This is a genomic window from Actinomadura alba (assembly GCF_014323705.1).
Taxonomy (GTDB): Bacteria; Actinomycetota; Actinomycetes; order Streptosporangiales; family Streptosporangiaceae; genus Actinomadura_C; species Actinomadura_C alba.
In genome coordinates, this window is the sequence record NZ_JABVEC010000003.1 from 210,112 (window position 1) to 223,478 (window position 13,367).

The window sequence follows — 13,367 nt, forward strand, 5'->3', positions numbered from 1 at the left end:
AAAGCTTGAGGGGAGGTGCTCTGCCGATGCCGCCGGCCGCAGTGCTCGACATCGTTTCGGGATCCGAATGGGAAGGACGGGCGGAGTTTCCTCCCGGGCCGCAGCTCGCGTGCGCGCTGGCCGGGCAGCGGCCGGGCGAGCTGTCCGATGTGGAGCTGATCGAGCTGATCGCCGCCGCCCGGCGCCAGACCTCATGGGCTCAGGCGCTGGAGCTGTCGGCGGTGGCGGAGCTGTCGCGCCGCCGCCATCAGGGCGAGCACGGCCCGGCCGCGGCCGGGCACTGGACCTCGGAGATCCACGAGATCGTCACCGAAGAGGTCTCCCTTGCCATCACTGTGACCGGCACCGCCGCCTCCGCACTGGTGGTGCTGGCCGAACAGCTCGCCCAGCAGCTTCCGCGCACCCGGGCCGCCCTCGAGGCGGGCCGCATCGACCTGCCCCGCGCGAGGGTCATCGCCGATGCCGTCCGCGGTCTCGACGACACCCTCGCGGCCTCCGTCGAGGCGCTGGTGATCGACCAGGCCGGCGCGCTGACCACCGGCAAGCTCCGCCACCGGGTGAGACGGGCGGTCACGGCCGCCGACCCCAACGCCGCCGAACAACGCACCAAGGCAGCCGTCAAAGACCGTCGGCTGGAGTTGTTCGACAACAGCTCGGGCACCAGTGACCTGGCCTTGCGTGGCCTCCCCGCCGAAGTCGCCCACGCCTTGTGGAACCGCATCAACGCCGCCGCCCAAGCACTCAAGGCCGACGGCGACCAGAGGCCGATCGACACGCTGCGCGCCGACCTCACCCACGCGCTCCTCCGTGGCCTGCCGCTCCCCAAGGCCATCCGTCACCTGCTGATGCGGCCCGATGACGACCTCGGCCCAGACGGGCCGCAGGCCCCCGGCCCCTTCGGCGAGGCCACCTCCGAGCAGGCCGGCACCGACTCTCGGTGCGAGGACGGCTGGCGGGCGGCTGATGACACCGAAACACTGGACGCCGTCGAACGGCAGATCGACGACGCCCTCTCCCGCAGCGCCGACCGCCACCTCGCCCGGCTGCTAGAACATGCACGAGGCACCGGACGGCTCGACGGCCTCGCCCTGCTCGTCGCCCAGGCCGTACAGGCCATGCACGACGGCCTCTCCGAGCTCAGGCAAGCCTGGTGCCGGACCACCGGGCCGGGTCCCGGACAACACGGTCACCGGGGCTACCGGCCGCCCGCGGGAATGCGCAGGCTCATCGAACGACGGCATCGCACGTGCGTCTTCCCCACGTGCAATCGGCGGGTCGACGGCTGCGATATCGACCACAGCATTCCGTGGCACAAGGGCGGCCTCACGTGCCGTTGCAATCTGGCGCCCTTGTGCAGGCGACATCATCGCCTGAAGGCGACCCCTGGCTGGAGACTCTGCCAACCCTGGCCGGGCCTCCTCATCTGGATCACACCATCGGGCACATGGCACATAGTCACGCCCCAATGAGCCGGTGACCGGCGCTGCTCCCACCGGCCGGGCCCCGATACCGTCCGTCAGTTGACCACCGCGAGGACGAGCGGCAGCACCGCCGGGGCACCGGCCTCGCGGAGCAGCCGGGCGGCGACGGTCATGGTCCAGCCGCTGTCGATGCGGTCGTCGACCAGCAGGACCGGGCCGCCCAGGTCGGCGACCGCCACGCGCACCTCGTCGGGCAGCACCAGCGACTCCGACACCGACCGCAGCCGCTGCGCGCTGTTGTGCTGGCGCGCCACCGGCGGGCCCTGCACGGCGAGCTCCCCGAGGTACGGCAGCCGGCCGATCTGCGCGATCCGACGCCCGAGATCACCGACCAGCCGGGGCCGGGTACGTGATCCAACGCCCACCACACCGGCCGGGCGCTCGGCCCAGTCCCATGCGGAGAGCACCTTCACCATCGCGTCGAACACCTCGTCCGGCACCGGCCCGTCGGGCTCGCCCTCGGCGAACATCTGCCGCAGCCGGTTGCCCCAGCCGATGTCGGTGAGCCGACCGAGTGCGCGGCCCGCCTCGGCCGTGACGGCGGCCGGGATGCGGCCGGAGAAGCCCAGCTCCTTCATGCCGGTGGGCCACATCCGCCGGGGCGTCACCTCGACCCCCGGGCGGCGCAGGCGCTCACGGGTGCGCGCGGCACCCTGGTCGGAGACGTCCTCGGGCCAGTGCCGCTCCGTGCAGTTGTCACAGCGGCCGCAGCGCACCGCCTCGGGATCGTCGAGCCGCCTGCGCAGGAACTCCATGCGGCAGCCGTCGGTGGCGATGTAGTCGAGCATCGCCTGCTGCTCGCGACCGCGCTCGGCGGCCACCCGCGCGTAGCGGTCCCGGTCGTAGCCCCACTCCCGTCCGGTGGCCACCCAGCCCCCGCGCACCCGCCGCACCGCGCCGTCGACGTCGAGGACCTTGAGCATCATCTCCAGCCGACCCCGGCTCAGGTCGACCCTCGGCTCCAGCGCGCCGGTCGACAGCGGGGTCTCGCCGAGCTCGGCCAATGTCGCCCGGACGATCTGCTCGGGCGGGAAGGCCAGCCCGGCGAAGTAGGCCCAGATGTCGCGGTCCTCCGTGCCGGGCAGCAGGATCACCTCGGCGCGCTCGACGCCCCGCCCCGCACGGCCGATCTGCTGGTAGTAGGCCACCGGCGACTGCGGCGCGCCGACATGGACGATGAAGCCGAGATCGGGCTTGTCGAACCCCATGCCGAGCGCGCTGGTGGCGACGAGCGCCTTCAGCTTGTTGCCGAGCAGGTCCTGCTCGGCCTGGAGCCGCTCGGCGGGATCGGTCTGCCCGGAATAGGCGGCGACCTCGTACCCCCGGTCGCGCAGCAGCCCGGCGACGTCGTGCGCGGCGGCCACGGTCAGCGTGTAGACGATCCCGGAGCCCGGCAGCTCGCCCAGCCGGTCGGCCAGCCAGGTGAGCCGCTGCTCGGCGACCGGCAACCGTACGACGGCCAGCCGCAGGCTCTCGCGTTCGAGGGAGCCGCGCAGGACCAGCGTCTCGCCCGCGCCGGCGGTGGCGAGTTGCTCGGCCACGTCGTGCGTCACGCGGGCGTTGGCGGTGGCGGTGGTGGCGAGCACCGGAATCCCCGGCGGGAGCTCGGCGAGCAACGTGCCCAGCCGCCGGTAGTCGGGCCGGAAGTCGTGTCCCCAGTCGGAGATGCAGTGCGCCTCGTCGACGACGATCAGCCCGGCGCCCGCCGCTAGCTTGGGGAGCACCTGGTCGCGGAAGTCGGGGTTGTTGAGCCGCTCCGGGCTCACCAACAGCACGTCGACCGCGCCGGCCTCGACCTCGGCGTAGACCCGCTCCCAGTCCTCGGTGTTGGCCGAGTTGATCGTACGGGCGTGGATGCCGGCCCGGTCGGCGGCGTCGATCTGGTTGCGCATGAGCGCGAGCAACGGCGACACGATCACCGTCGGCCCGGCGCCACGGCCGCGCAGCAGCCGGGTCGCGACGAAGTAGACCGCCGACTTGCCCCAACCGGTGCGCTGTACGACCAGTGCCCTCTTGCGCTCGACGACCAGCGCCCTGATCGCCGTCCACTGGTCCTCGCGCAGCCGGGCGTGCTCACCGGCGAGGGCCCGCAGGCAGCGCTCGGCCTCACCGCGCAGGACGTCGTCGGCTGCGGGGTCGGGCACCAGGGAGGACTCCGTCTCGGTCATGCCCTCCTTGGTATCAGCCGCGGCGGACAACTCCGGCCAGAACCCATGCTCAGACCGCGGATGTTTCGCCGACCGTGGAGGCCGGAGCCGGGCGAGGAAGGCCATCGGGTGGAGATCAGCGTCGTCCCCCGTGACCGGCTACAACAAGCTCGCAGGCCCGCTCGGACCGGTGCCGTGTCGTATTCGACGGTGTCGTATTCCGTCGCGCCGGCTTCAGTGGGGGCGGAGGGCGTCTAGGACCAGGGCCACCGTCCGGTGGCGGAGGTCGTCGGACCAGGCAGCGGCCAGGGCGCCGTGGGTGGTGGCGATGAGCAAGGCCATGACCTCGTCGAGGCGGACGTCGGGGCGGACGGTCCCGGCCTCTCGGGCGGCGTCCAGCAGCGCGCCGACGGTGTGGTTGAGCGCCATGACCTGCTCACCCGGTTCGATGGAGGTGCCCTCTTGGGCGAGGAGGGCGACGACGGTGCCGATCTTGGCCGAGCTTTCGACGAGGAAGGTGAAGTAGTCGTAGAACGCGGTTCCGGGGTCTCCCTCGGCGATGAGGGTCTCCGCCTTGTCGATGAGGCGTTCTCTGAGCTCCTTCATGATCGCGGCGAGGAGGTCGTGCTTGGTGGGGAAATGACGGAAGACCGTCCCGATGGCGACGCCGGCGCGGGCGGCGACCTCCTCGGTGGACGCGGAGGGGCCGCGTTCGGCGAACACCTCTTGGGCGACGGCGAGGATGCGGGCGCGGTTGCGCCGGGCGTCGGCGCGCATGGGCTTGCCGGGTGTCGTTCGTCCACTCGTTGACAAGATGAGTCCTGACTCATATTTTAGGATGAGTTCAGACTCATCTTAATTCACTCCGAAGGAGGCCTCATGCCTGATCAGACCCCACGGGACCTCTTCGCCCGCTTTCAGCGCAACGCCTTGGCCGGACAGGCCGGCCTGGACGAGGAGATGCTGGCCGACGACGTCGTCGTGGAGCAGCCGTTCGCTCCTGCCGGGCACCGTAGGATCGAGGGCCGGGAGAAGGTGGCGGCAATGACGCGGGCAGGCCGCGAGGCGCTCTCCATCGTGTTCGAGGAGTTCCGGGACGTGGTGATCCACGAGACCGCTGACCCGGAGGTGATCATCGCCGAGTACCAGATGGTGGCCACGATGCCGGGGAGCGGCGCGCGGGCCACGGCCGCGTTCGCGGTGGTTCTGCGTGCCCGTGACGGGCGCATCGCGCACTGGCGCGAGTACCAGGACCGCGCGGCGATCGCCGAAGCCATGGCCTGAGCCACTCGGGAGGGCAGGGGACTTTCCACGGCCGCGCCGCCTAACGGGGGTCGAGCGTACGGCCGTGGGCGAACTCGGCCGCGAACGCCGCCTCGCCCAGCGCGGCGCGGGCGCGCGCGGTGACGCGGTCGACGTCGCCGCGCTCGGCGGGCGGGAGCGGGGCCCCGACGCCCTCACGGGTCGCTGCGGCGGTGCCCAGCAACCGGGCGGCGTCATCGTGATGGCCCGCGAGGGCCCGCGCGCCGGCCAGTCCCTCCAGGGCCAAGGCGATCGCCCGTGGGTCACAGGTGCTCCTGGCGCTCTCGAGACCCTCCATCTGCAGGGACAGGGCGGCCTCGGCGTCGCCGCGCAACTCGGCGACGAACCCCAGCTCGGCCAGGATGAAGGCGATGCCGGGGGCTCCTCCGACGTCGCGCAGCCACGGCAGCCAGGCGCGCAGGTGCTTCTCGGCGGTGTCGAGGTCACCCTCCCGCCTCGCCACCAGCCCCAGCCCGACCTCGGCGAACTCCCCCGCCGGCTTGCTCGACTGCTCGGCCGCCAGCCGCCCGGCCCTCTCGTGCAGTTCCCTGGCCGCCGCCAGGTCACCGGTGAGCAGGGCGATCCGCCCGAGCCCGGACAGCCGGAACGACACTTCGATCCACATCTCGAGCTCCTCGGCCACCCGCAGACCCTCGGTGAGCAGCCGGGCGGCCTGTTCGTAGTCACCGGTGATCTCGGCCCAGCGGCCCAGCGCGTCCGTGGCCTCCAGCCGTCCCCACGCGTCGCCGAGCTCGCGGAACAGTGCGAGGCTCTCCTGGGCGTCGCGCTTGATCGCGCCGATGTCGCCGTGGACGATCGCCAGCATGGCGCGGGTGCTGAGCGCGGCGGCGGTGCCCCAGCGGTCCCCGAGCGCCCGGAAGGCGGCGAGCGCCCGGTCGACCCGTTCCTCGGTCACGGCCAAGTCGCCGTAGGCCCACAGGATGAAGGCGAGGAACCACTCCGCTCTGGCCCGGGTGCGTGGCTCGTCGACGCCGTCGTAGGCCGCCAGCGCCGCCCGGCTCAGCTCCTCCGCCCTCGTACCGTCGCCCGAGGCCACGGTCATGCCCGCCTGCCACGTGACGGCCTCGGCCAGGGCGGCGGCGGCCTCCGGGCGGGCACCGGGCCCGCCGGCCGTGCGGCCGAGGGCCACGGCACCCTCCAGCGAACGGCGGGCCTCGCCGTACCGGCCGCGCAGGAACCAGTACCAGCTCAGCGCGTTGACCAGGCGCAGCGCGAGGTCGGCGGCCCCGGCGCGAACAGCGCCCTCCAGCGCGGCCCGCAGGTTGGCGACCTCCCGGTCGAGGCGCTCCAGCCACCGCGTCTGCTCGGGGCCGCGCAGATGTGAGGACGCCCGTTCGGCCAGCTCGGCGTAGTAACGGCCGTGCCGCCGACGCAGGCGATCATGCTCTCCCGCCTCGGCGAGGCGCTCGAGGCAGTACGCGGCGACCGACTCCAGCAGGCGGTACCGGGGACCGGCGGCGTCCGCCGCCACCACGACGAGGGAGCGGTCCACCAGACCGGCCAGCACGTCGAGTACCTCGGCCGAGCGCACGCCGTCTCCGGCGCACACCCGCTCGGCGGCCTCGAGCGTGCAGCCGTCGGCGTGCACGGCGAGCCGCCGCAGCACGACACGCTCAGGTTCGGTGAGTGGCTCCCAGCTCCAGTCGATCATGGCGCGCAGGGTCCGTTGCCGTGCCGGCGCACCCCGTGCCCCGGCGGTCAGCAGTCGGAACCTGTCGTCCAGCCGGGCGGCCAGCTCCCGCGCGCCGAGGGCACGTACGCGGGCGGCCGCCAGCTCCAGCGCCAGCGGGATGCCGTCGAGACGGCGGCAGATCGCGGCGACCGCCGGGGCGTTGGCCGGGTCGAGCGTGAATCCGGGCGCCGCGGCGGCGGCCCGGTCGGCGAACAGCCGTACGGCGCCGTACTCCCGCAGCGACTCGGGGGCCGCGTCCGCGGACGGGCCGGGGGCGTCCAGCGGGGCGACGGCCCGCAGGCTTTCGCCGGCGATCCGGAGGGGCTCCCTGCTGGTCGCCAGGATCCGCAGCCCGGGCACGGCGGCCAGCAGCCGTCCGGCCAGTTCGGCCGCGGCGTCGATCACATGCTCGCAGTTGTCCAGTACGACCAGCAGCCGCCGAGTGCGCAAGACCTCGGCGAGCCGGCCGGCCGCCTCGGCGGGCCCGCCGACCGGGTCGGTCTCGTCACGGACGCCGAGCGCCGCGGCCACGGCCTCGGCGAGGTCCGTGGCGGAGGACCGCCTGCTCAGAGCGGCGAGCTCGACGAGCCACACGCCGTCGGGGTGGTCGGCCATGGCCTGGGCCCCCGCCTCCACGGCCAGCCGGGTCTTGCCGACGCCGCCGGGACCGGTGAGCGTCACCAGGCGGTCGGCCGCCAGGAGCGCACGGGTCTCCGCGACCGCCGCCTCCCTGCCGATCAGGTCGCCGAGCGCGGCGGGCAGATTCGTGCGAGCCGCGGGCGTCGACGGGGCGAGCGAAGGGTCCTGTTCGAGAATGGACCGGTGCAGCTCGACCAGTTCCGGCCCGGGGTCGAGGCCCTGGTCGTCCGCCAGCCGCCGCCGTAGCTCTCCGTAGCTGGCGAGCGCCTCGCTCTGCCGTCCGCTGCGGTACAGGGCGAGCAGGTACGCGGCGCGCAGCCGCTCGCGCAGGGGATGCCGGGCCACCGGCCCGGCCAGCTCACCGGTCAGCGCGGCGTGCTCGCCGAGCTCCAGCCGGGCCTGCGCCTGCTCCTCCAGCGCGACCAGCCGCTGCTCGTCGAGGGCGAAGGCGGCCTCTCGCGCGAAGTCGGCGTCGGCGAAGTCGGCGAAGGCCGGGCCCCGCCACAGGGCGAGCGCGTCGGTGAGCAGCCCGGCCCTGGTCCGCGGATCGGTGCTGCGGCGAGCTCGCGTGACCAGCGCCGTGAAACGACCCGCGTCGACCGCGTCGCGGTCGATCTCGAGCGCGTAGCCGGGCGGGCGGGAGACGACCAGCGCGCGACCGCCCGGTTCGGCCTCTTCGAGGGTCTTGCGGAGCTGGGAGACCCTGGCCTGGAGGGTGCCGCGCGCGTCGCGCGGCGGACGCGCGCCCCACAGGTCGTCGATCAGGCGGTCGCTCGAGACCGGCCGCCCCGCGTGCGCCAGCAGGTCGGCCAGCAGAGCCCGGACCTTCGCGTCGGGTACGCGTATGAGCCGCCCCGCACCGCGCTCGCCGCCGGCCCAAACCGCCAGCGGGCCCAGCACCCCGAAACGCATTGCGCCAGCGTAACCCGCCACCGGAGGGCGACCCGCAGCCGATCCGAGGCGATCCCGAAGGACCGCGCAGCACAGTGATACCGACGGGTGGCCACCACAGACGCAGACGGCCGCCCGACGACAACGACAACGACAACGACAACGACTGACGGGAGCACACACGATGTCGACGCACGCTGAAGGCGACCGCGCGCCGGTCACGGTCATCGGCCTGGGCGCGATGGGCTCGGCGATGGCCGAGACCTTCCTGCGGGCCGGTCACCCGACGACGGTGTGGAACCGGACGGCGCACAGGGCCGAGCCCCTGGTGACCAAGGGCGCGACGGCCGCGGCCTCGCCCGCCGACGCGCTCGCGGCGAGCGACCTGATCGTCATCAGCCAGGTGGACTACCAGGCGATGTACGACTCCCTCGGCCCGGCCGAGCGGGCGCTGACCGGCCGCGTGCTCGTCAACCTCAGTTCCGGCACGCCGGAGGAGGGGCGCCGTGCGAGCACATGGGCGACCGGGCATGGTGCCGAGTTCCTGGCCGGCGGCATCATGGCCGACCCTCCTGGGATCGGCCATCCGGGCGCGTTTGCCCTCTACAGCGGGCCGCAGGCCGCCCTGGAACGGCACCGCGAGACGCTGAAAGTCCTGGCCGACACCACATACGTCGGGGCCGACGCCGGACTGGCACTGCTCTACTACCAGGCGGGCGCCTACGTCTTCTTGTCGACCCTGAGCAGCAGCCTCCACGCCGCCGCCCTGCTGGGAACGGCCGGGGTACCGGCCAAGGATCTGTTCCCCTTCCTGGCGGGCACGTTCGCGGACCTGTCCACCGATGGCCCAATGGGCTACCTGCGGCGGCTCATGGACGAGGTCGACGCCGGCGAGTACCCGGGGGAACTCAACAACCTCCGGATGCAGGCCGTCGGGATGGAGCACGTCGTACAAGCCACCCGCGACGCAGGCCTCGACACGGCGGTGCCGGAGGCGCTCAAGGAGCTCTTCGAACGCGCGGTGGAGCGGGGCCACGGGGCCGAGGGGCTCACCAGCATCATCGAAGTGATCAAGAAGCCGGCACGCTGACCGGCCGGGCGGCCCGTCTCTCCCGCCACACCGCGGTGTCGCGGGAGCGGGCAGCCCGACGCTCCATCGAACGCCCGCTCGAAATGTCGGTGCGCGGAAGTACGTTCATCGCATGTACCGACAGGGAGACATCCTCATCCTTCCCGTCGCGGAAGAGTCCGTGCCCGCCGAGGTGCGCGCGCTGGCCCCGGCGGTCCGCGACGGCAGGGGCCGCATCGTGCTGGCGCTCGGTGAGATGACCGGCCACGCGCACGCGATTCACGCACCCGGTGAGCTGCTCCGCGACCGCGATCCGCTGCTGCCCGACCACCTGCACCTGCCTTCCGGCGGGCGCCTCGTCCACGAGGAGCACGCCGCGATCTCACTCCCCAAGGGCTGGTACCGGGTCGTGCGCCAGCGAGAGTACGTCCCCGGCGCCGTCCGGGTCGTCGCCGACTGATCCGCGGGGGAACCTTCTCATGAGCACACTCGTGACACAGGACTGGCACGCGGTGGCCTTCGCCACCGGGCCGGCCGACCGCGACACGGCCGAGGCCGGGATCCGGTCGGCCTACGAGGCGGCCGGGCTCGCCGGCCCGGAGCGGTTCATCTGGGTGCCGTCACCGGCGCACGGCGCGGTCACCGCGGCGCTGCTGACCGATTGGGACCGGGCCGTGGCCACCCTGCGGCCGACCGAACTCGCCTGGTCCACGGCGTCGGCGGTGGAAAACCCGGTCGACCCCGGGCCCAGCGTGCGCGAAGCCGTACGCACGCTGCCCTGGGAGGCCGCACGGACGGCGGCGTTCCGCGACCTCGGGCGGCGGGAGTGGAGCCGGGTGTGGGCCCGCACCGGCGGAGGCCTGTGGGACCAGGTCAACGTTCTCGTCAACCGGATCCGGCGAGGCATCGGAGAGCTGGCCGGCGAGGACGACCGCCGGGTCCGTCGCGGCATCGAGGTTCCGGTCGGCCATGGCAGCGCCACCGCCCTGCTGCGGGCCATGACGCTCGACGCCGTGCTCGGGCAGCACGACGCGCCGTGGCTGGCGGCGTTCGACGAGGTCGAGCGCCTCGACGGGCTCGCGGGAGTCGCCCAGGCGGCCAGATCGGCCGGCTGGTGGTGGCCGTACCAGCGGGTCGCCATCGTTTCCGAGCGCCCCGCCGAGCTGCACCGCGACGAGCCGGGCCGTCTGCACAGGGGCGACGGCCCGGCCCTGTCGTATCCGGGCGGCTTCGCGCTGCACGCGTGGCGCGGCATGCCGATGCCGGCCGACTTCACCACCGTGCTGTCGGGGCTGACCGGCGAGCGCATCGCCACGGAGGCCAACGCCGAGATGCGCCGGGTGATGCTGGAGCACTACGGCTATGACCGCTACCTGGCCGAGACGGGTGCGCAGCCGGTTCACCAGGACGAGACCGGCGTGCTCTGGCGCATCGACCTGCCGGGCGACGAACCCGTCGTGATGGTCGAGGTGGTCAACTCCACCCCGGAGCCCGACGGCACGAGCCGCACGTACCACCTCCGCGTGCCACCGCGCACCCGCACCGCCCGTGAGGGCGTGGCATGGACGTTCGGCGTGTCCGCCGACGACTACCGTCCCGAGCGGCAGACGTGACCGGCGATTCGCACCACCGAGGTCGGCGGTCGCCTGGCTCCCGCCGAGGCGATCCGTTCACGGCCGCGGCGGCTTGACGGCGAACATACCGGCATGGCTATATAGCTGATGCGGAATGTACCGGCGGCGCGTCATCGGCGTGGCGCCGGTATCCGGCCGGAGCGACAGGAGGGTGTCAACGTGCTCGGAACGTTGGAGAGGACCGGTGACGGCCGCTGCACGCTGCGATTCGAGCGCCGGCTACGCCATCCACAGTCGAAGGTCTGGCGTGCCATCATCGAGCCCGGCCAGATGCGCGCCTGGTTCGTGCAGATCCTCGACTACGACAGGTTCCGCCTCGACCTCGCGCCCGGTGCCGAAATCGTCTTCGTCCCGAAGGCGGAGCACGAGGGGATGGGCGTCGGCCACGGCGTGGTCACCCGGCTGGATCCGCCGAACCTCCTCGAGTACACCTGGGACTCCGAGACGCTCCGCTGGGAGCTGGAGGCCGACGGCGACACCGCCTGCCGGCTGGTGTTCACGAACACCTTCGACGATCGCGACGCGGCGGCATCGATGGGCGCCGGCTGGCACGCCGGGCTCGACCTGCTGGAGTCGATGCTGGACGGCCGCCGAGCGCCCGAACCGGCGTGGGACCGTCTGCGGGCCGACTATGAGCACGCGCTCCGCTGACCCGTACAGCCCGAGACGTGGTTGATCAAGGATCTACGCCCGTGCGCACCGGCTCTATGGGTCACTGTTGAGCGCGAACGAGTTCTGGCTCCACCTCGTTACTGAGGATGGACGGAATGCCGTCGGTGGCGGAGCGCAGGTTCGCCGTAGTGCTGCGCCGCATGGGGAAGACCCACTTCTTCAGCGCCCACCAGCGAAAGAACATGGCGAGTACGGTACCGATGAGCATTCCGGTCACGAAGTCGGAGCACTCCTGGGTGTAGCGGCTGACGTGTGGGACCTGGAGATCGAAGACATACCGCGCCACGTAGAGCGGAATAACGTTGATCCCGATTGCCAGGACGCTGACCAGCGTGAACAGCGCCGCTTCGTATTGCCGTCCCCGACCGCCTCGAGAACGAAATGACCAGCCTCTATTGAGGAGGTAGGAGGCGATCGTGGCGATGGTGGTCGCAATCGTCAGGGCGGTGGTCGGCTTGTGCGTCAGCACGGTCAATCTGAGGGTGTAGTTGACCGCAACGGTCAGCAGGAAGCAGGTCGCGCCGACGAGCGAGTACTTCACCAGTTCCCGGTGCTTCACGATCAGCGGGCGGACCGCTGCGGGCAGGTGGGCGAGGGCGATCCGGGCTACCGACACCTGGGGCAGTCTATGCAAGATCGTTCCGTCAGGCAGCGGGGTCGGGACCCCTGCCTCGTACGGCGGTCACCGAAATCGCCGGGCATCGGCACAGACGGCACCCGGTCCTGTCCCCTCACGGCTCCGCCGTGGCCTGGCCCGCCCGCGCCTGGTCGCGCACGGCGTCCCACAGACGGTTGAGCGGATGCCCGGCGTCGTAGCGCTTCCGGTCCTCCTTCCTGACGAACGCGCCGGTCATGACCTCCGGCTTCGGGTCGAGGTCGTCGTGGAGCCCGACGACCCGCAGGACCGCGCCCTCGGCGGCTTCTTCCCTGGCGGCTCGACGTCCGAGGGACTCGGTGACGATCATGCATCCCCGGACGAGGCCGGACCGCAGGAGCGAGAGCCCGTAGTAGATGTCGTCGATATCCGCCACCACGTTCAGACGATCGCGGAAATTGGGCCCGTGCCAATGGCCGAGATACTCCGCGATCAGCCCCGCGGCGGGAATGACGAGGGGAAGCGCGTCCAGCCGGCTGGTCATGACGACCGCACCGGGCAACTCTCCCTCGGAAAGGTTCGTCAGGAGCACCGGCCGGCCACGGGCCAGCTCGATGACGTCATAGTCCCTGAGGCGCACGTCGTCATCCGGCGTGCTGACAATGCTCCCGCAGATCAGATCGACCTCCTTGGTCTCCAGGCGCGACCATAGATCCTTGGTCCGGACATGGATGACCTTGAACTCCACGTCCCGGTGCCGGAACTCCTCGGCCAGTCGTTCCCACGCGCGGGAGACGATCGGCAGGGTGAATTCCGTGGTGCCGACGGTGAGCATGCTGCCGAGACGACGACGGCTCGCGTGAATCCCGCCGAGCCACTTGGAGAGTGTCACCTGCGCGAGCCGCACCATCTCCTCACCGGTCGAGGTGAACAGGACGTCCTTGCCGCGGCCCTGCCTGATGGTGAGCACCTCGCCGCACAACGCACGGCAGTTGCGATTGAGCGTGTCGATCTGCTTTTGAACGCTGGACTGCTCCCGGCCGAGGGCGCGTGCGGCGCGCAACGCCGACCCGGTCTCGCGCACCACGAGCAGTGTCCGCAACTGGTCGAGCGTGGTGTCCAGCAGCGCGGGAGGACAGTCGAGAAGCTCGTCGAGCGTGCTCACGGCGGCCACCTGCCTGGGATGCGAGCCCGCCGCGGGCCGCGGCTGTTCCGTTCGGTCGGTCATCTGTCCCCTCGGAGAC

The 13,367-nt window shown here is 72.1% G+C and carries 10 protein-coding genes and 1 pseudogene; 6 read left to right on the top strand and 5 right to left on the bottom strand.

Going from position 1 to position 13,367, the window contains the following annotated elements; translation table 11 throughout:
* Nucleotides 1-26: 26 nt before the first annotated feature.
* A complete protein-coding gene (locus HKK74_RS06545) occupies nucleotides 27-1,469 on the top strand; it encodes an HNH endonuclease signature motif containing protein (RefSeq protein WP_187242161.1) in 1,443 nt (480 codons plus the stop codon).
* 47 nt (nucleotides 1,470-1,516) lie between these two features.
* Here HKK74_RS06545 and HKK74_RS06550 read toward each other — a convergent pair whose 3' ends face one another.
* Both HKK74_RS06550 and HKK74_RS06555 read right to left on the bottom strand, forming a co-directional pair.
* Nucleotides 1,517-3,649, bottom strand: coding sequence for a RecQ family ATP-dependent DNA helicase (locus HKK74_RS06550; RefSeq protein WP_187242162.1), 2,133 nt, complete (start codon nucleotides 3,647-3,649; stop codon nucleotides 1,517-1,519).
* A gap of 213 nt (nucleotides 3,650-3,862) precedes the next feature.
* A complete protein-coding gene (locus tag HKK74_RS06555; RefSeq protein ID WP_246491265.1) occupies nucleotides 3,863-4,441 on the bottom strand; it encodes a TetR/AcrR family transcriptional regulator in 579 nt (192 codons plus the stop codon).
* Between the two features lie 66 nt (nucleotides 4,442-4,507).
* On the opposite strand from HKK74_RS06555, the gene HKK74_RS06560 reads away from it, so the two are divergent.
* Nucleotides 4,508-4,912, top strand: a complete 405-nt coding sequence (locus tag HKK74_RS06560) for a nuclear transport factor 2 family protein (RefSeq protein ID WP_187242163.1) — start codon at nucleotides 4,508-4,510, stop codon at nucleotides 4,910-4,912.
* A 40-nt stretch (nucleotides 4,913-4,952) separates the two neighbouring features.
* On the opposite strand, the gene HKK74_RS06565 is transcribed toward HKK74_RS06560, so the two are convergent.
* Nucleotides 4,953-8,174, bottom strand: coding sequence for an AfsR/SARP family transcriptional regulator (locus HKK74_RS06565; protein WP_187242164.1), 3,222 nt, complete (start codon nucleotides 8,172-8,174; stop codon nucleotides 4,953-4,955).
* Nucleotides 8,175-8,307: 133 nt separating this feature from the next.
* On the opposite strand from HKK74_RS06565, the pseudogene HKK74_RS06570 reads away from it, so the two are divergent.
* The 4 genes and pseudogenes from HKK74_RS06570 to HKK74_RS06585 form a co-directional block, all read left to right on the top strand.
* Nucleotides 8,308-9,243 (top strand): annotated as a pseudogene (locus HKK74_RS06570) (NAD(P)-dependent oxidoreductase); the annotation flags it as partial.
* Nucleotides 9,244-9,355: 112 nt separating this feature from the next.
* Nucleotides 9,356-9,682, top strand: coding sequence for a DUF8820 family protein (locus HKK74_RS06575; RefSeq protein WP_187242166.1), 327 nt, complete (start codon nucleotides 9,356-9,358; stop codon nucleotides 9,680-9,682).
* A 19-nt stretch (nucleotides 9,683-9,701) separates the two neighbouring features.
* Nucleotides 9,702-10,835 carry a DUF6745 domain-containing protein gene (locus HKK74_RS06580; RefSeq protein ID WP_187242167.1) on the top strand — a complete coding sequence of 378 codons (1,134 nt, stop codon included), beginning with the start codon at nucleotides 9,702-9,704 and terminating at the stop codon, nucleotides 10,833-10,835.
* Nucleotides 10,836-11,015: 180 nt separating this feature from the next.
* Nucleotides 11,016-11,507 (top strand): SRPBCC family protein, encoded by a 492-nt coding sequence (locus HKK74_RS06585; protein ID WP_222721943.1) that lies wholly within the window; start codon nucleotides 11,016-11,018, stop codon nucleotides 11,505-11,507.
* Nucleotides 11,508-11,568: 61 nt separating this feature from the next.
* Here the strand turns inward: HKK74_RS06585 and HKK74_RS06590 are convergent, their stop codons facing one another.
* On the bottom strand, nucleotides 11,569-12,144 hold the full coding sequence (locus HKK74_RS06590; protein ID WP_222721944.1) for a GtrA family protein: 576 nt from the start codon (nucleotides 12,142-12,144) through the stop codon (nucleotides 11,569-11,571).
* Between the two features lie 115 nt (nucleotides 12,145-12,259).
* Entirely contained in the window at nucleotides 12,260-13,351 is a 1,092-nt protein-coding gene (locus tag HKK74_RS06595) for a LysR family transcriptional regulator (protein WP_187242169.1), read from the bottom strand.
* Between the last annotated feature and the right edge of the window lie 16 nt (nucleotides 13,352-13,367).

What these genes read in the sequence shown, in the direction of transcription:
- HKK74_RS06545 (WP_187242161.1), top strand. Translation starts at nt 27, where the DNA reads ATGCCGCCGGCCGCAGTGCTCGACATCGTTTCGGGATCCGAATGGGAA.
- HKK74_RS06550 (WP_187242162.1), bottom strand. Translation starts at nt 3,649, where the DNA reads ATGACCGAGACGGAGTCCTCCCTGGTGCCCGACCCCGCAGCCGACGAC.
- HKK74_RS06560 (WP_187242163.1), top strand. Translation starts at nt 4,508, where the DNA reads ATGCCTGATCAGACCCCACGGGACCTCTTCGCCCGCTTTCAGCGCAAC.
- HKK74_RS06565 (WP_187242164.1), bottom strand. Translation starts at nt 8,174, where the DNA reads ATGCGTTTCGGGGTGCTGGGCCCGCTGGCGGTTTGGGCCGGCGGCGAG.
- HKK74_RS06575 (WP_187242166.1), top strand. Translation starts at nt 9,356, where the DNA reads ATGTACCGACAGGGAGACATCCTCATCCTTCCCGTCGCGGAAGAGTCC.
- HKK74_RS06580 (WP_187242167.1), top strand. Translation starts at nt 9,702, where the DNA reads ATGAGCACACTCGTGACACAGGACTGGCACGCGGTGGCCTTCGCCACC.
- HKK74_RS06595 (WP_187242169.1), bottom strand. Translation starts at nt 13,351, where the DNA reads ATGACCGACCGAACGGAACAGCCGCGGCCCGCGGCGGGCTCGCATCCC.